The following is an 18,370-nucleotide window of genomic DNA, read 5'->3' on the forward strand; positions in this document are numbered from 1 at the left end:
TTGTTATCACAAGCATAAATTTTAATTACATTTGCACACCCTTTTGTTTATTGACCATATCACTTTGAAAAGTTACAATCATGTATAAAGTTAAATTTACCCCATACCGAGAAAGTTTAGGTAAAATAATGTTTCGACAGACCAAAGGTGGAAAAGGAATTTCCTCGGATGGACGTTATCAATTTTATATTGATGAAAAGATTGAAGAGCCAGATTTCTGGGTGGTTCAGGGCAAAGGAGTCAGAGGTTCTGAAAGCTGTAAGGTTGCACCGGAAAACACCATTTTATTGACAACAGAACCAAAATCGGTTCTTGTTTATCCCAAAGGATACATTAATCAATTTGGAACAATTTGTTCCTGCCAAGAAGACACAAAACATAAAAATTTAAAATTGGGCCCAGCTATTCTTCCGTGGTTCGTAGGTTTTAAAAAACGAAAAAATAATGAGGTTACCTACTCATTAACCTATGATGATTTAATGACTAATGAAACCCCAAAGAAAACCAAACTCATTTCTGTTATCACGAGTAATAAAGCATTTACAAAAGGTCATCTCGAAAGAATTGAATTTGTTGAAAAACTAAAGGCGTATTATGGAGATAAGTTGGATGTGTTTGGGCAAGGGTTTAATAGTTTTGAGGATAAATGGGACGTACTAGCCCCCTATAAATATCATATTGCGATTGAAAACTCATCGGAAAAGTATTATTGGACCGAAAAAATATCGGATTGCTTTTTGGCGGAGACTTTTCCTATTTATTATGGCTGTAAAAACCTTTCCGATTACTTTGATAAAGAATCATTTCAATCTATAGACATTCAAGATTTTGATGCTGCCGTTGCTATTATAGATAAGGTAATCAGTGAAGATACCTTCGAAAAAAGAAGGTCTCATCTAAAAGAGTCAAAGATGAAGGTTCTTACAGAATACAATATGTTTGACTATGTTGCTCATTTATGCGATCAGATGAATCCAGATCTACCAAAACAAACGGTAACAATCAATAAATGTAATTCATCAAAGGATTGGCGAAATTTATATAATTACGTGATTAAGCATTCATTATTTAAATGGAAGCAAAAATTAAAAGAAATGTTCAAAGGTAAGTCGGTATTATATAAGGAATAAGATTTGAGGGATCCTGTCAATAAGTAAAATACAAATTGGCCTAAAAATCAAATCCTACCTGTGAAAACAGGTAGGATTTTGACCCCTAACTAAACTAAATTTTTAACCTTAACTAATACCGCTTAAAATATAATTAAGATTACCTACTTATGATTATGAAACTTTAAGATAAGTTCCAATATACTATATATACGTAGTTGTTCCTTATTTGGATTACGAGATTGAAAAAAGATTATGCTTTTTTTGCTTCTTCCCAAAAGACATCCATTTCTGACAAGGTCAATTCAGACAAGGACTTATTGATTTCTATAGACTTAGCTTCTAAATATTGGAACCTTTTGATGAATTTTTTATTTGTCCTTTCCAGAGCATTTTCCGGATTTATTTTTAAGAATCGGGCATAATTGATGATGGAGAATAACACATCACCAAGTTCGCTCTCCATTTTGTCGGCATTTCCGTTGGCGACTTCAACTTTCAATTCGTTAAGCTCCTCTTCTACTTTCTCATAAACCTGTTCAGGACGTTCCCAATCAAACCCTACGCCGGCCACTTTATCTTGAATCCGATTGGCCTTAACCATTGCAGGTAAACTTTTAGGCACACCTTGCAATACACTGGTTTTACCCTTTTCCTTTAGTTTAATCTGCTCCCAATTACGTTTGACATCTTCTTCATTGGCTACCTTAACATCGCCATAAATATGTGGATGACGTTCAATCAGTTTATCGCTGATGCTGTGGCATACATCAGCAATATCAAAACTATTGGTTTCGCTACCAATGCGTGAATAAAAGACAATATGCAATAATACATCGCCCAGCTCCTTTTTGACCTCCATCAAATCATTCTCCAAAATGGCATCACCCAGCTCATATACTTCTTCAATGGTCAAATGTCTAAGACTTTCCATGGTTTGCTTCTTGTCCCACGGACATTGCTCACGCAATTCATCCATAATGGTTAAAAGTCGGTCAAAGGCTTGTAATTGTTCTTGTCTACGTGTCATAAAAATTGTTTTTCATCCAAAATTCAAAATTACGAAATTGATGATGGCAATGAAGGTTAATGTTCAGAATCTTATTAGTAGAATCAAGTACTTAGTATTAAGAATTAGGAGCCACCCGAACGTAGCTTTCACTACCTGAATGAATCCGTCCTTGCTAGCGTTTCAGAGGGATTGGGGATTAGGGATTAGGGATTAGGGATTAGAGATTTGTAAGAAATTTCTTTAATATTTATTGTGCTATTAGCTCCAAAAGCTTATCGTCAAATTGTCTTCAAAATAAAAACCCACAATATTCAAATAACATTGTGGGGTATGTTAAGGTATCAAGTCTTTATACTTAATACTTATATCTTAATACTTCTTAGGTTTTTCTCGCACTCGTGTTTTTGGTAGAACCACCTTTTTTGGAAGATGATGCTTTTGGCGCGACGTTTCTTACCGCAGCCGGATTGGCAGAAGTTTTGGCATGAGCTTCTTCTACTTTGGTGGCCACTGACTTATCTTCCTCCTCTTCATCTAAGGAAGATAACAAGTCATTCTTTTGTAATATATTATACCATTGGATCACCTTCTTGATGTCACTTGGATAGACGCGATCTTCATCATAATCTGGCAAGACATCAAAGAAGTATTCTTCAAGTTGATCCTTAGAATCTTTATGACTAATAGAAGTTTGTTTACCTTCTTCTTTATCACGCACTTTTTTAAAAACTTCGCGCAATGGTACTTCTTCAGTAAGCGTGTACATGGCTATTTCACTTAAAACACTCACATTGCTATGAATATTTACCGTTATCCGCTTATTGTCCAACAACGATTCTGCTACAAAACCGTTTCGTGTTTGGGTTATTATCTTATAGAGCCCTGGTTTTCCTGAAATGGATAAAATCTTGTCTAAACTCATAGTCGTTATATGCTTTTTTATTTTGAAGTTGACAAATATATACTTTTGCCTTAATGATTTTGTAAAATTAACGTTTCTTTTTCATGGATGGAAAACGCATCTTATAATCCACGCTAATGTTTCCTTTTGAAATATTAATCAATCTACTTTTAATAAGGCGCTTTTTTAAAGTAGAGAGCTTATCGGTAAATAATATGCCATCAATATGATCATATTCATGTTGAATGACTCGGGCTACAAGACCTTCAAATTCTTCAACATGTGTTTTGAAATTCTCATCTTGGTATTGGATCTTGATTTTCGGTTTTCTAAATACATCTTCCCTAACCTCTGGAATACTCAAACAGCCTTCGTTAAAGGCCCATTCATCTCCTGTTTCCTCAAGCACTTTAGCATTGATGAATATACGCTTAAAATCCTTTAATTGTGATTGCTCCTCTTTGGTCAAATCTTCATCATCGGCAAAAGGAGTCGTATCTATAACAAACAAACGGATTGGGAGTCCAATTTGTGGTGCCGCCAGACCAACGCCATAGGCGTCATACATGGTTTCAAACATATTATCAATGAGTTCCCTTAGATTGGGGTACTCTGCAGTAATGACTTCGCATTCCTTTCTTAATACGGGATCGCCATAGGCAATAATGGGTAAAATCATTGTTCTTTAAATTTACGACTGCAAAAATACAATTCTTATTAGAATTTTAGATGCTTAGGATAAAATTGTTAAAGCCCACTTATTGATTGTACAAATAACTTTGAAGAATGATGGTCGCACTAATTTCATCGACTAAGGCTTTGTTTTTACGTTGTCTTTTTTTAAGCCCACTATCAATCATGGTTTGAAATGCCATTTTTGAAGTGAAGCGTTCATCAACACGTTTAACGGGCATATCTGGAATAGATTTGGCAAGTTTTTTCAAAAAGGATTGGATGGACTCTTCACTTTCAGACACTTCATTGTTCATTTGTCTGGGTTCGCCGACAAGAAACAACTCTACATTTTCTTTAGAAATATAATCCTTCAAAAAAGGCAAAAGTTCCTTTGTGGCAACTGTGGTCAATCCGGAAGCGATGATTTGAAGTTCATCGGTTACCGCAATACCAGTGCGTTTTGTTCCGTAATCTATTGCTAAAATTCTTGCCATTGTAGCTCCCACGAAAGTGGAAATCCCATTTTTAAATTACTAATGCTGCAAAGTTACAGCAATTAAATGGGTGTGTGAAGAGTTATGATGTGTTTATGAGATTTTTTTAACAGAGATGTACCAGAAAACATCGAGCTTTGGAAGGAAAAATGTTCTCAGATATTTGTGAGAAATTATTCTAAATAACTCTGTTGTTTACCATATTTTCACCACTAAAAAGTGTTACGCAAAGTCACACAAAGGAGACACAAAGTTGCGTAAATCAAAGGTAAATAGCAGGGAGCTGGAAATCCGTGGCCAAAAAAACCAAAGGAGCTGCGTAGGAAAGACTTAAAGACTGAAATTAAGGTTCATTCTAAAAGCAAAATCATTTCAACGAGTAATTGGTAATCCTCTAGCCCATTTTAACCACCTCGTCTTCTGCCTCTTTTCTGATGAAGAAGCCACTACTCCTTAAAAAGGAGGAGAATTTTAATTTGGCGCCAATTTTTAAAATAGATCCAAAAAACCCGTGTAATGTCATTGGGTTCAATTCGCAAAAAATATGGATTACAATCGAATCCACAATTCGAGGCATCCGTGTAATCCGTGAAATCAATGTTTAAAACATTAGAGTAAATTGATGAAAATAGCACCCCAAAAGTATCAATGAAGTCGGTTACACATGAGGATCATCCTGAGTCTTCCGCGTCAATCAGCAAAATCTGTATCAAAAATTTAAAGTTCAATAAAGAAATTTTCCTAAATGAATTATACGTTTATCTTTGTGTAAATTTTAAATTAGACATGAAACAACTTCAACAAAATATAGAAAATGCTTGGGAAAATCGTGAATTGCTCAGCGATAAAGTCACCATAGAAAGTATCAGGAGTGTCATCGATCTATTAGATGAAGGCAGCTTAAGGGTCGCAGAACCTACAGCAAGTGGATGGCAAGTAAACGAATGGGTCAAAAAAGCGGTTGTACTTTATTTCCCTATCCAGAAAATGGAAACTTTTGAAGTGGGGATTTTTGAATATCATGATAAAATTCCTTTGAAACGCGGATATGCAGATAAAGGCATTCGTGTGGTCCCGCATGCCGTAGCGAGACATGGCGCCTATATTAGCAAAGGCACGATTTTAATGCCAAGTTATGTGAATATAGGGGCTTATGTAGATGAAGGGACTATGGTGGATACATGGGCCACAGTTGGCAGTTGTGCACAAATTGGTAAAAACGTTCATTTGTCTGGTGGCGTTGGTATTGGCGGTGTTTTAGAACCATTACAAGCCGCTCCTGTAATCATTGAAGACAATGCGTTTATAGGGAGTAGATGTATTGTGGTGGAAGGCGTCAGAGTTGAAACTGAAGCCGTTTTGGGCGCAAACGTGTGCCTGACCGCTTCAACAAGAATAATTGATGTTACTGGTGACAAACCTGTTGAAATGAAAGGTGTCGTCCCTGCCCGTTCTGTAGTGATTCCGGGAAGTTATGCTAAAGATTTTCCAGCAGGATCCTATCATGTTCCCTGTGCTTTGATAATTGGAAAACGTAAAGAAAGCACCAATAAAAAAACGTCATTGAATGATGCATTGCGCGAGTATGATGTAGCGGTATAATTAGAAGCGATAACCTTAGAACAAGATGGCTTGGCGAGGAACACAGAACAGGCTGATGTTTGAGACTTTGAAATAAAATATCCAAATCCTGTTTCGGATTATAGTTTCAATTCGCATATATTTATTGAGAGGAATCCTTATATAAAGAGGTGTGTTTTCATTACTCCGAAATAGAATTTAGCAAAAGAGGGCCCGATTGAGGTTTCTATAAGACCTTAATTCTTTTTAAAACAAATAAATATATGTCTTACAAGTTTCTAATTTATATCTCTTACAGCTATGCAGTTCCAATTGGCAATCCGTTAGAGAAAGAAATTCTTCGTACTGGAAATTCCGTTAAATGGTTTAGCGATACAGGTAATGGTAAAGAAGGTCTAAAAGATAATCCCTATTTACTTGATACCATTCAGGAAGTGGTTTCCTACGAACCGGATGTGGTTTTAGTAGCTACCGATGATGTTCCAGATTTTATTACCGGTTTAAAAGTTCAGATTTTCCACGGTTTTTTTGCGAAAAAAAGGCCTTTGAAAAATGGAAAGTTCTATCATTTCAGAATCCGGGGCTCTTATGATCTGTACTGTACACAAGGGCCAAGTACAACTAGTGAATTTACCAGACTTGCAAATCAATTAAAATATTTTGAGGTTATTGAGACAGGATGGAGCAAGGTAGACCCCATGTTTCCCTTAGAAGAAAAGCAAAATATTTTGCCCGACTCCAACTCTCAGCTTCCAACCATCATGATAGCTTCAACATTTACTGAGCGCTTGAGCCTGGCCTATGATGATAAGGTTTTTGAGGAGATAAAAAGGCTTTCAAAATCAAATGCCTATAAATTCATTATGGTTTTACATCCCAAATTGCCCTTATATATCTTTAGAAAATGGCAGTCCTTGACCAACGATAATTTTACGTTTTACGATACTACGGACTTAACGCCCTTATTTTTTAAAGCAGATATACTTTTTGCCGATACTACATCGGCAATTCAAGAGTTTGTGCTTCAAAAAAAGCCTGTTGTTACTTTTAAGCATAAAGTCTACGAGGATTTTTTAATTGATATCGATAATGTCAATGCAATTGAAACAGCTTTTGAAAAAGCTTTAAATCCATCCGAAGAACTGATGGAAAAAATAGAAGCCTACATCCTAAATCTTCATCCATATTTTGATGGCAAATCGAGCCAGCGTGTTATTGAGGCCTGTATTGAATTTTTGCATAAAGATAAAAGTCACCTTAAAAACAAACCGTTCAACCTACTCCGAAAATATAAAATAAGAAAACGCTTGGGGTATTTCACATTTAAAAGCTTCAATAGACCATATACCATGAAAAAACAACAAAACACCTAGTATTAAATACAAACCAAAACACCTTATTTGTTGAGATTATTTTGAAGTATCTATTCGAAATTGCACGAGCTTGATTATACTTTTAGAAAAAGATTGAGTAACCCGATTTCGTTAAAGATTGCTACATGTTATTAAGATGAGATCCTTCATAAATGCAATTATCGTCAATAATCATCGCACACTCAGCTAATCGTCTCTCTTCAACAATTCACTCTAATTAATCCTAAGGACTAAAAAATCACGTCCACTTAATATTTCCACCGAAATTTGAGAACATAATCAATACGTCCTGTTGCTGCATTTTTACTATATACATGAGTAATGATCAATAGCAAAGCGTTCAACTAAAGGCAGCCTCATTGATATTAGTGATGTAATATCAAATTTCAGGGGTGGGATCAATTTACCCATTACTTAATAGAGGCCTAAAGGTTGCATTCCATAACGCAAAAACCCTATTTTTGCATTTAAATTAAATTTGATCAAATCCAACTCTTCGCATGCATAAACTTACTGCTATTATTCCTACCGGCAACGAGATTCACAATATTGACGCGGTCATAGCATCTATTGATTTTGCCGATGAAATTCTCGTTGTAGACAGCTTTAGCACCGATGGTACTTTTGAAAAGGCACAGGAATTGGCCACTAAAGTAATTAGAAGAGAATATGAATATTCTGCTTCACAAAAAAACTGGGCTATTCCTCAGGCGACGCATGAATGGATCTTGTTAGTCGATGCTGATGAACGTGTGACTCCTGAGTTGAAAATAGAAATATTAGAAATTCTAAAGGATCCAGATCCGAATATCGTAGCCTATAAAATTGGGAGAATCAATCATTTTATGGGTGAACGTGTCCAATATAGCGGTTGGCGCAATGATAAGGTCACTCGATTATTTAAACGTGATTTTTGTATCTACGAAGATAAGCATGTGCATGCAGAGATCATTGCAAATGGTGAAACTGCAACTTTAAAAAATAAATTCCTGCATTACAGTTATACCACCCTTGACAAATACATAGAAAAAATGAACAGGTACGCCACATGGCAAGCCAAGGATTATGATCCAAAAACTGGGCCTTTAACACCTTATCATTTTGTACTCAAGCCCTTTTGGGGGTTTTTCAAACATTATATCGTACAAAGTGGTTTTCGAGATGGGGTGGTAGGTTTAACTATAGGTTATATGCAAGGCTATGTCGTTTTTATGCGCTATGTTAAATTGTGGCTCTTAAGAAGAAATAGGGAATGATTTTTTTGACCCAAGAAACTGGTAGTGGACGGTTGGTGAGTTATGAGTTATGAGTTATGAGTTATGAGTTATGAGTTATGAAAGTTGAATATTGTAGAATTTAAAAAAAATGACAGATCAGAGTGATTTCGAACTTCAGTTTCATTTTCAAGTTCAAGTTCAAGTTCAAGTTCAAGTTCAAATTATAAAATATGCAAAAAGAAATATCAAATGCCTTACAAGTTTTAAAGGACGGTGGACTCCTACTCTATCCCACGGATACTGTTTGGGGAATAGGCTGTGATGCTACCAACCCTGAAGCTGTTAAAAAGGTGTTCCAACTTAAAGAGCGCGAGGATAACAAGGCCTTGATTTGCTTGGTGGCCGATGATCGGATGCTGAGCAAATACGTTAAGGAGATTCCGAAAGTGGCCTACGATATTTTTGAGGTTTCTGAAGAGCCCATCACCATTATTTATGATGAAGCCCAGAATTTAGCCGAAAATTTAATTGCCGAGGATAGATCGATTGCCATCAGAATACCCAATGACGATTTTTGCTTCCAACTGCTCAGACGATTTGGCAAACCCATAGTTTCGACCTCCGCAAATAGAAGTCATGAAGCCACCCCAAAATCATATAAAGAAATCACACCCCATATTTTAAAAGGAGTGGACTATGTCGTAAATTTGCATCGCGAAAAAATCTGTTCCAAACCCTCCTCCATTATTAAGTTGAGCGCAAACGGGAGGGTGAAGATCATCAGATAATTAAAACTCCAAAATTCAAATTCCAAATTCCACAAATCCATTTGGTATTTGGTACTTGAAATTTGAATATTATGAAACATAAGGCATTAGAACATCCCATTTTCAAAATCATCTCCCAATCGGCAAGAGAATTGGGAATCGACGCCTACGTCATTGGTGGGTTTGTTCGTGATTTTATCTTGAAGCGCGGACAGCATAAGGACATCGATATTGTAGCCATAGGTAGTGGTATTGACCTTGCTAAACAAGTGGCGAAAAACATTCCAAACCATCCTAAGGTCCAAGTGTTTAAAACTTACGGGACAGCAATGTTGCGTTATGAGGATATTGAAGTGGAATTTGTGGGTGCACGAAAGGAATCTTATTCAGAAGAAAGCAGGAACCCAATTGTCGAAAATGGCACTTTGGAAGACGATCAAAATAGACGCGATTTTACGATAAATGCCATGGCCTTGGATCTAAGTATCTCAAATTTTGGCAAGTTGCTTGATCCGTTTGATGGGATGGCCGATTTGAACGCTAAAATAATTAGGACGCCATTAGATCCCAACATCACCTACAGCGATGATCCCTTAAGAATGATGCGCGCCATCCGATTTGCGACCCAGCTCAACTTTACCATTGAAAGTGCTTCACTTGCTGCGATCTCGGAAAATAAAGACCGTATCAAAATCATCACGAAAGAACGGATCGTAGTTGAACTTAATAAAATTTTGGAAAGCGATGTGCCTTCCATCGGATTTTTACTCTTGGAAGAAACTGGGCTTTTGGATTATATTCTGCCCGAATTGGTTGCCCTAAAAGGGATAGACGAAAAAGAAGGACAACGCCACAAAGACAATTTCTATCACACATTGGAAGTTGTAGATAATATCGCTCAAAACACAAATGACCTTTGGTTACGATGGGCAGCGCTGTTGCACGATATTGGCAAAGCACCGACTAAAAAGTTCAGCAAAAAGGTTGGCTGGACCTTCCATGGCCATGAGTTTGAAGGCTCAAAAATGGTCTATCGTCTATTCAAACGCCTAAGGATGCCTCTTAATGAAAAGATGAAATTTGTGCAAAAATTGGTACTCATGAGCTCGAGACCAATTGCATTGGCGCAAGATGTCACAGATTCAGCCGTGCGACGTTTGGTTTTTGATGCCGGTGATTATGTGGACGATTTAATGTTACTGTGTGAGGCAGATATCACTACTAAAAACCCCAATAAATTCAAAAAATACCACAACAATTTCAAACTTGTCAGAGAAAAGATCATAGAAGTTGAAGAACGTGATCAAGTTCGAAATTTTCAACCTCCAATTTCAGGTGAAGAAATCATGGAAGCCTTTGGATTAAAACCATCAAGAGAAATTGGTGTGATAAAAGAAAGTATTAAAGAGGCCATCTTGGAAGGTAAAATCCCCAATGAACACCAAGCTGCTTACGCATTAATGTTGGAAGAAGGGAGGCGTTTGGGCCTAAAGGAAGTAGGAACAAGTGGGTAGTGGATAGTTGGTAGTTGGTAGTTGGTAGTTGGTAAAATTTAAAATTATGTTAAGTTTCATGTTCAATTTCGAATTCATTTTCAATTTTATATAAAAAATGGCAAAACAAAAAGATAATAAAAACGTCATCTATTGGCTCCTTACAGGTTGCGTATTACTATTTATCATGGTGGTTATTGGCGGAATTACCAGATTAACAGATTCTGGACTATCTATTTCAGATTACAAACTCATAACTGGAACCATTCCACCATTAAATGAAGTAGAATGGCAAGAAGCCTTCGAACTTTACCAGCAATACCCAGAATTCCAGAAACTCCATTCACATTTCACATTATCAGATTTTAAAGAAATCTATTTCTGGGAATGGCTGCATCGTGTTATGGGGCGATTGATTGGTCTTGTTTTCATTATTCCATTTATCTATTTTTTGGCCACCAAGCAGCTTACATCAAAAACCATCAAAAAATGCCTAATATTACTTTCTCTAGGGGCATTTCAAGGTTTCCTTGGATGGTATATGGTAAAAAGCGGATTGGTGGATATGCCAAATGTTAGTCACTATCGATTGTCTGCACATTTAACCACGGCTTTTCTGACTTTTGCAGCCACGCTTTGGGTGGCTTTGGATCTAAAGTTTCCTGAAAAGAAGCCTATAGATAAAAATTTTAGAAACCTCATTGGTATTGGGTATATCATTTTGGCCGTTCAGATTGTTTATGGCGGATTTGTAGCGGGATTAAAAGCTGGATTACTCCACAACCATTGGCCTTTTATGAATGAAGGTAAATTTATACACGAATCGGCTTATGCCATCGATCCTTTCTATTTAAATTTGATTGAAAACCCGAGTGGTATTCAGTTTGTCCACCGCACTTTTGCCTATGTGGTGGTGATCATTATTGCAATCATTTGGTATCGTGGCAAACAATTATCATTAACACCTATCCAATCCAAAAGTATTGACAGCCTGCTTATTCTTGTTGGGGTTCAATTTTTACTGGGCGTACTGACCATCATTTATGGCGTACCTCTTTGGTTGGGCGTAGCGCATCAAGTTGGAGCTTTTTTACTTTTATCGGCAATGACATTTACATTACATCGCTTCAGTAGATAATAGAAAAAGTTCTACCTTTGCCTTTTAAATTTTTATTCATGGTTTACAGATTCAGAATTATTCTTGACAACGACACCGATGATGATGTTTTTAGGGATTTAGAAATCCGCGAAACAGACACTCTTGAAGACTTGCACAATAGTATCACACAGGCATTCGGGTTTGACGGTATTGAGATGGCGTCATTTTATTTAAGTGATGAAGACTGGAATCAAGGTGAGGAAATTCCGATGTTTGACACAGGCGACGTTCAAGGAGATGTGAGACTTATGAGCGAAACAGCTATCAATCATGTCGTTCACGAAGCGAAAACTCGATTGATCTATGTATATGATTTCTTCAACATGTGGACCTTTTACGTGGAATTGGCCGAAATAATTGAGGCAGCCGAAGGCACTGATTATCCAAATTTGATGTATGTTCATGGTCAAATTCCTACTGAAGCACCTCTTAAAAGATTTGAAGCTGAAGATGAGTTTGATGATTACAATGAATTTGATGACGATTTTGACGTTGACGATTACGAAAGCTTGGATTTTGACGAGAATTGGAATTAAAGAGGAACTATTTTATTAGTGCTTACTTTTATTATTTATTCCCGTCTATTTATAATTATCTGACCTATATTTCAAATACAGTCCGGTCTTGATTCTTGGTTCTTGATTCTTGATTCTTGGTTCTTGGTTCTTGATACTTAATACTTGATTCTTAATTCTTAATACTTGATTCTTAACACTTCCTACGTATCCCCCTCATTTCAAATACTTCATGTTCACATTTTCGTAATTCCGTTTCACAAAATCCAGCGCATTCTTTACAATCTCTCCCATATTTTTACTTCGTTTGAATTTTAAATCGTGCGTATATTCATAAATAGTCATTTTAAGAAGGTGGATATGTTCTGGCGTAGACAGTGTGTCGGCGATCATACAGTCCAATAATTCCTTGATGCGCTCGTGATAACTGATCAATCGTTTTGCAACGATGGAGCGCTCTTCCAACTTATATTGATCAATAGATTCCTTTTGAAACTTTTCTTGCACCAATTGTACCATGGCCAAATTCTCCTTGAAAAACTGTGGCCGATAGACATTGAACTTACCTTCATAACTCTGTTGGTCAAAATCAATGGCCCGAATTTTATAGACGACATGGTCAAAATCATGAGTGGGGACAATCACATAATTATAAGAACGCATATCGCCCAAAAGTCTTATCATGCACCTTTCATTAAATTTTACAAACTCTTTGGCAATCTGTGACTTTTCAGATGCAGTACAGTTGGGTAGCATATTTTTAATAAATTCATCTCCCGGAACGCCTGCAATATGCTCTTCAATCAGCGTATCCTGAAACACCAAGAAATTTAGGTTATACGGTGATAACATATGTTCAAATTCCAAGCCGTAGATTCGCGAAGCATCTGCTTTCTTGACATAAAAATAGGTGTAATTATCATTGAGGATATTTCTGATCTTAATTCTAAATGGCTTTGAATTTCCAAAAGTGCAATAGTCGATAGCATCTACACTCAAAAACGGAATGGTACGCTCGTTCCCATCAGAATGCAATATGGTATAGACCTTCTTAAGACTCAGATCAATTTCCTGGCGTTCAAATTCATTAAAATACACTCTGACCCATAGGGTATCATTATCATCTTTATCATACAAAACAACGGTTCCCTGAAAACGTAACAAATCGTCATAAAAAATAGGCAGCCTGATATTTCTGTTATACTCAGAAAGATAGGCATCCAGCTTTTCCGTTATGGGATAAGACGGTTTGCGTAAGGATATTTTAAGATCTTGCATAGTATTTAAATTAACTCAAATGTAAAGTTTATATATTTACTTGTGTAACAAATTTACATATCACTCGTCATACGTATAACTAATCAATCAAAAAACAACGTGGAAACTATTCTCACCATTAATAATCTCACTAAAAAATTTGGTTATCTCACAGCTGTCAAAGATTTATCATTTACCATCAACAAAGGTAATGTTTACGGTATTTTAGGCCCAAACGGAAGTGGCAAATCAACTACCTTAGGTATTGTACTTAATGTGGTCAATAAAACTTCGGGTGATTTTAGCTGGTTCAACGGACAGATTTCAACTCATGAAGCTTTAAAAAAGGTGGGCGCCATTATAGAAAACCCGAATTTCTATCCTTATATGACGGCTTATCAAAACTTGAAATTGGTCTGCAAAATCAAAGGAGTAGATTATGGCAAGATTAATGAGAAACTCAGTATTGTTGGTCTTTTGGAGCGAAAAGACAGTAAATTCAGCAATTATTCCTTGGGCATGAAACAGCGTTTGGCCATTGCTTCCGCCCTACTGAATGATCCGGAGATCCTAATTTTGGATGAGCCTACCAACGGATTGGACCCTCAGGGGATTCATCAAATTCGGACCTTGATTAAGCAGATTGCGAGCGAAGGAACTACCATCCTGCTGGCGTCCCACTTGCTGGATGAAGTTGAAAAAGTATGTTCACATGTTGTCGTACTACGCAAAGGTGAAAAATTGTATTCAGGCCGAGTGGATGAAATGATTTCCAGTCATGGTTTTTTTGAGTTAAAATCGGCACAGCATAAAGACTTGGTTTCCTTTCTTAAAAACAACCCTGATTTTATTAGCGTTAAGGAAGAAGGGGAACTTTTTACCGCATTCTTAAATGAACCTATGGATGCTTCCACATTCAACAAACTCATGTTTGATAGAGGTATCATTCTTTCACATTTGGTGAAACGCAAGGAAAGTCTGGAAGAGCAATTCCTGAAATTAACTGATAAGACCTAATCCATCAAAACCTAATCCATGTTACGACTCGTCAATTTAGAACTGCAAAAACTACTCTTAAACAGAGCGAGCAGAGTCCTGATATTTATCTCATTTGTATTGCCGTTTACGGTGTTGATCCTTTCTTCAATAAAAATCAACTTTTTCGGTTTTTTTACCTTGGAATTAGGAGAGCTTGGTATTTTCAACTTCCCGATCATTTGGCATATTACCACTTTTTTTGCCTCTTATTTTAAACTGTTTTTTGCCATAGTTGTGGTGAGTATGATTGGCAATGAATACAGCAATAAAACCATAAAACAAAACTTGATTGATGGACTGAGCAAGAAGGAATTCATCCTTTCTAAATTTTATACCATTGTTTTCTTTTCATTTTTAGCCACCGTTCTCATTGGGCTAGGCTCATTTTTTATAGGTCTCTATTATTCAAGCTATACGGAAGCATCCATTATCTTCAGGGAAACCGAATTCCTCTTGGCCTATTTTTTGAAACTTGTGGGCTTTTTTAGTTTGTGTTTGTTTTTTGGGATGCTGGTGAAACGTTCCGCTTTCGCTTTGGCATTTCTTTTTATCCTCTACATATTTGAATGGATTATTTTTTGGATTGTAACAGAGGCATCAGGTATGGATATAGCATGGAAAGTCAAGAATTTTTTGCCTTTGGAATCCATGTACAAATTAATCGATCAGCCTTTTCAACGAGTCCTAATGACCAAGTATCCAGAAAAAATTGATATGGCTTATGACTATGCGGTACATTGGTACGAAATCGTCATTGTTTTGGGTTGGACGGCTCTATTTGTGTTTTTATCGTACAGATTATTAAAAAATCGCGATTTATAATATATTTGATCGAAATTGCCATCATTAATGGGACAAAACTTTAATTCAATTTCGATCACAGATTTATTCATAACAGTAGTTGAGCACAACTACTGTTATTATTGAGAATATCAGTTGTGAATCTATTTTGTTTAGGATGGACAATGAAACAAGCATGATGAATTCTGGAGTTCAGAAATTCGTCCATTTATATTTTTTTTAAAAGTCCACCATATCCTAACGCATTGCTTTTTTGAAAACACTTCTTAGATTTCTGCCAGCATTAACTATACTTTGTGTAAATTATATTTCCTATGGGCAGGGCCCTACAGATTGTATCGATTCTGTAATTATTTGTGGGAATTCCACGGTCAATTTAGATGTCAACGGCGTTGGAGTCCAGGAGTTGAATAATTCAAACACCTGTGGCAGTAGTGAACACAATAGTATTTGGCTTCAAGTAAGCCTTGTTACCGATGGCACCTTAGGCTTTACCTTACGACCAAACAGCAGCGCGATTCAAGAAGATTATGATTTTTTTGTTTTCGGACCAAATGTTCCATGTAATGATATTGGACAAGCTATCCGTTGTTCTACAACAAATCCGGCTTCGGCAGGTCTGAACAATAATTATACAGGAATGAATGCCAGTTCAAGCGATGTGTCCGAAGGTCCTGGCCCTGACGGCGACAGTTTTGTCCGTTGGCTCGATGTTATGGCTGGAGACACTTACTTCATCGTTATTGACAGGCCCATTGGCAATAGTGGATTTACTTTGGAATGGACCGGAACAGCTGAGTTTTCTGCGCCTCCCGTCAATCAGGCAAGTCCATTGACACCTTTGGACCTTGCGAAGTGCGATACCGAAACACCTTTTGAAGATGGCTTGACAAGCTTTGATTTAGATGTCAATACACCTATAATTATGGGTACACAAACCGATGTTTCCATTAGCTATCATCTCACTGAGAGTGATGCCAATATCAATATCAATCCACTTTCAAGTCCTTATACCAATATTTCCAATCCGCAGGAAATTTTTGTTAGGATCACCAATGATCTTACCGGTTGTTTTGAAATCACCGATTTTTCTCTCAATGTCAATTTAGGACCAAATTATGAACCTCCTACGCCTTTTTTACTTTGCGACTCAACGATTGATGGCAACAATAACAATGGACAGACTTATTTTGATCTACACTCTAAAAATCCTGAGATTTTAGACGGTCAAGATCCATCTTCTATTAACATTAGTTACCACGAGTCTAAGACTTCTGCAGAAATGGGAATAAATGCAATATCCAGCCCCTATTATAATATCGTTCCCAATCAGCAACAAATCTTTGTTAGGATTGAAGACGTATTGAACACTAACTGCAGAACGATTACAACATTAGATCTCGTGGTCAATCGTTTACCTGATGCCTTTGATGCCACACTCTTCCAATGCGATGAGGATGGCACTTTTGACGGCAATACTACTTTTAATTTGGATCAAGCCAAAGAGGCCATTACTGGTGGTAGTCCTAATAGAAGTCTAAGCTACTATCTCAATCGTAACGATGCCGAAAATAACAGCAATGCGGTTAGTGGAACTGCTTATACGAATATCGCAAATCCGCAGTTGATATTTGTTAGGGTAACCGATGATTTGACCGGCTGTTTCAGTATTAGTCAGCTGAATCTTGAAGTCAGCACAACTTCCGCAAATAACGCACTCTTGGAGGCTTGTGACAATGATGGTAATGAAGATGGGTTGTACGCATTTAATCTTTCTGACGCAAATGCTGCAGTTTTGAGCAGCTTGCCCATTGGGCTCGATCTGTTTTACTATGAAACCTATATGGATGCCCTTTTGGAAGTCAACCCACTCCCGAATATTTTCACCAATACAGTCCCTTATTCACAAACTATTTATGCAAGGGTTGAGGACAGTAATGCCTGTTATGGGATTAGCGAAATTGTCCTGACCGTATTTGAAATGCCAAATGTTGAACTGGAAGTCAATGCTATCTACTGTCTAAATAAATTCCCCGACGAAATCACACTCACTGGAGGAATTATTGATGACCACCCAAACAACTATACATATGCTTGGTCTACAGGTGAAAACACTCCTGAAATTATGATAAATACACAAGGAACCTATTCGGTAAGAGTATCTAATGCCAATGGCTGTTTTAAAGACAGAACAATTAATGTCTTGCCTTCCAATATTGCCACAGTAACAAATATCAATATCACTGATGGCGCTCAAAACAACAGCATCACGGTAATTGTTAGCGGAGAAGGTGAATACGAATATGCACTAAACGAAAGCAATGGTCCTTATCAAAATAGTGCCACCTTTAACAATGTAGCTCCTGGTTTCCACACTATTTTTGTAAGAGACATCAACGGTTGTGGCATCATCCAAGAGGACATTTCCGTTATTGGTTTTCCCAAATATTTCACCCCAAACAACGATGGCATCAATGACCGTTGGCAAGTACACGGTGTCAATGAGCAGTTTCAGCCAAAGACAACTATTTATATTTTTGATAGGATGGGTAAATTGCTCAAAGAACTTCATCCCCTAAGCAGTGGTTGGGATGGGAACTATATCGGGAAGCCAATGCCAACAGATGATTATTGGTTTTCAGTGACCCTTCAGGACGGTAGGGTATTTAGTGGTCACTTTAGTCTAAAACGTTAATCGAAGCTTAAACCCGATTCCATTTGAATCTGCACCAAGCAGTCAATTTGAGACGCTACTTTAACGGGTATTGTTTCAAAACTTCCAGAATATAACATCAACTGTTAGTTTCTAAATTTCATCTTCAAACAATTTTCTATGGTAAATGGTTTTAAATCCCAATAAAACCACTGAATTCCCAATCAAAGTTAAAGTTTATTGTAATTCATCGTGTTTTATTGTATTTCGTCTAAAAATTGGTTATTTTTCGGGCCCAATTAAATGATACTGAGATTTCATTCCC

The 18,370-nt window shown here is 36.9% G+C and carries 15 protein-coding genes and 1 pseudogene; 11 read left to right on the forward strand and 5 right to left on the reverse strand.

All coding sequences use genetic code 11. The annotated features are described in order from the left end of the window. Positions 1-80: 80 nt before the first annotated feature. Positions 81-1,130, forward strand: coding sequence for a glycosyltransferase family 10 domain-containing protein (locus tag G6N06_RS03110; protein ID WP_163514597.1), 1,050 nt, complete (start codon positions 81-83; stop codon positions 1,128-1,130). A gap of 232 nt (positions 1,131-1,362) precedes the next feature. On the opposite strand, the gene mazG is transcribed toward G6N06_RS03110, so the two are convergent. From mazG to ruvX, 4 genes and pseudogenes are all read right to left on the reverse strand, one after another. After that, on the reverse strand, positions 1,363-2,139 hold the full coding sequence (gene mazG, locus G6N06_RS03115; RefSeq protein WP_163514598.1) for a nucleoside triphosphate pyrophosphohydrolase: 777 nt from the start codon (positions 2,137-2,139) through the stop codon (positions 1,363-1,365). 487 nt (positions 2,140-2,626) lie between these two features. Next, a pseudogene (locus G6N06_RS03120) lies at positions 2,627-3,043 on the reverse strand (DUF5606 family protein); the annotation flags it as partial. 67 nt (positions 3,044-3,110) lie between these two features. Next, on the reverse strand, positions 3,111-3,701 hold the full coding sequence (def, locus tag G6N06_RS03125) for a peptide deformylase (RefSeq protein WP_163514600.1): 591 nt from the start codon (positions 3,699-3,701) through the stop codon (positions 3,111-3,113). 79 nt (positions 3,702-3,780) lie between these two features. Continuing rightward, positions 3,781-4,191 (reverse strand): Holliday junction resolvase RuvX, encoded by a 411-nt coding sequence (ruvX, locus tag G6N06_RS03130; RefSeq protein WP_163514601.1) that lies wholly within the window; start codon positions 4,189-4,191, stop codon positions 3,781-3,783. A gap of 786 nt (positions 4,192-4,977) precedes the next feature. On the opposite strand from ruvX, the gene G6N06_RS03135 reads away from it, so the two are divergent. The 7 genes from G6N06_RS03135 to G6N06_RS03165 all read left to right on the forward strand — a co-directional run bounded on the left by G6N06_RS03135 (position 4,978) and on the right by G6N06_RS03165 (position 12,317). Further along, positions 4,978-5,793, forward strand: coding sequence for a 2,3,4,5-tetrahydropyridine-2,6-dicarboxylate N-succinyltransferase (locus G6N06_RS03135; RefSeq protein WP_163514602.1), 816 nt, complete (start codon positions 4,978-4,980; stop codon positions 5,791-5,793). Between the two features lie 242 nt (positions 5,794-6,035). Then, positions 6,036-7,145, forward strand: a complete 1,110-nt coding sequence (locus G6N06_RS03140) for a CDP-glycerol glycerophosphotransferase family protein (RefSeq protein ID WP_163514603.1) — start codon at positions 6,036-6,038, stop codon at positions 7,143-7,145. 500 nt (positions 7,146-7,645) lie between these two features. Then, entirely contained in the window at positions 7,646-8,401 is a 756-nt protein-coding gene (locus G6N06_RS03145; RefSeq protein WP_163514604.1) for a glycosyltransferase family 2 protein, read from the forward strand. A 191-nt stretch (positions 8,402-8,592) separates the two neighbouring features. Further along, positions 8,593-9,150 carry an L-threonylcarbamoyladenylate synthase gene (locus G6N06_RS03150; RefSeq protein WP_163514605.1) on the forward strand — a complete coding sequence of 186 codons (558 nt, stop codon included), beginning with the start codon at positions 8,593-8,595 and terminating at the stop codon, positions 9,148-9,150. 71 nt (positions 9,151-9,221) lie between these two features. Next, positions 9,222-10,643, forward strand: a complete 1,422-nt coding sequence (locus tag G6N06_RS03155) for a CCA tRNA nucleotidyltransferase (protein ID WP_163514606.1) — start codon at positions 9,222-9,224, stop codon at positions 10,641-10,643. A 97-nt stretch (positions 10,644-10,740) separates the two neighbouring features. Continuing rightward, positions 10,741-11,760 (forward strand): COX15/CtaA family protein, encoded by a 1,020-nt coding sequence (locus G6N06_RS03160; protein ID WP_163514607.1) that lies wholly within the window; start codon positions 10,741-10,743, stop codon positions 11,758-11,760. 38 nt (positions 11,761-11,798) lie between these two features. After that, positions 11,799-12,317 (forward strand): IS1096 element passenger TnpR family protein, encoded by a 519-nt coding sequence (locus G6N06_RS03165; protein WP_163514608.1) that lies wholly within the window; start codon positions 11,799-11,801, stop codon positions 12,315-12,317. 195 nt (positions 12,318-12,512) lie between these two features. Here the strand turns inward: G6N06_RS03165 and G6N06_RS03170 are convergent, their stop codons facing one another. After that, positions 12,513-13,574 carry a hypothetical protein gene (locus tag G6N06_RS03170; RefSeq protein WP_163514609.1) on the reverse strand — a complete coding sequence of 354 codons (1,062 nt, stop codon included), beginning with the start codon at positions 13,572-13,574 and terminating at the stop codon, positions 12,513-12,515. A gap of 99 nt (positions 13,575-13,673) precedes the next feature. Here G6N06_RS03170 and G6N06_RS03175 point away from each other — a divergent pair, with 99 nt between their 5' ends. The 3 genes from G6N06_RS03175 to G6N06_RS03185 all read left to right on the forward strand — a co-directional run bounded on the left by G6N06_RS03175 (position 13,674) and on the right by G6N06_RS03185 (position 18,087). Next, positions 13,674-14,570: an ABC transporter ATP-binding protein gene (locus G6N06_RS03175; protein ID WP_163514610.1), complete on the forward strand. Its 897-nt coding sequence runs from the start codon at positions 13,674-13,676 to the stop codon at positions 14,568-14,570. 18 nt (positions 14,571-14,588) lie between these two features. Further along, positions 14,589-15,413, forward strand: a complete 825-nt coding sequence (locus G6N06_RS03180) for an ABC transporter permease (RefSeq protein ID WP_163514611.1) — start codon at positions 14,589-14,591, stop codon at positions 15,411-15,413. Between the two features lie 232 nt (positions 15,414-15,645). Beyond that, positions 15,646-18,087: a T9SS type B sorting domain-containing protein gene (locus G6N06_RS03185; protein ID WP_163514612.1), complete on the forward strand. Its 2,442-nt coding sequence runs from the start codon at positions 15,646-15,648 to the stop codon at positions 18,085-18,087. The last annotated feature ends 283 nt before the right edge of the window (positions 18,088-18,370 follow it).

It is taken from the genome of Gelidibacter japonicus, assembly GCF_010725055.1.
In the GTDB taxonomy this organism is placed as follows: domain Bacteria; phylum Bacteroidota; class Bacteroidia; order Flavobacteriales; family Flavobacteriaceae; genus Gelidibacter; species Gelidibacter japonicus.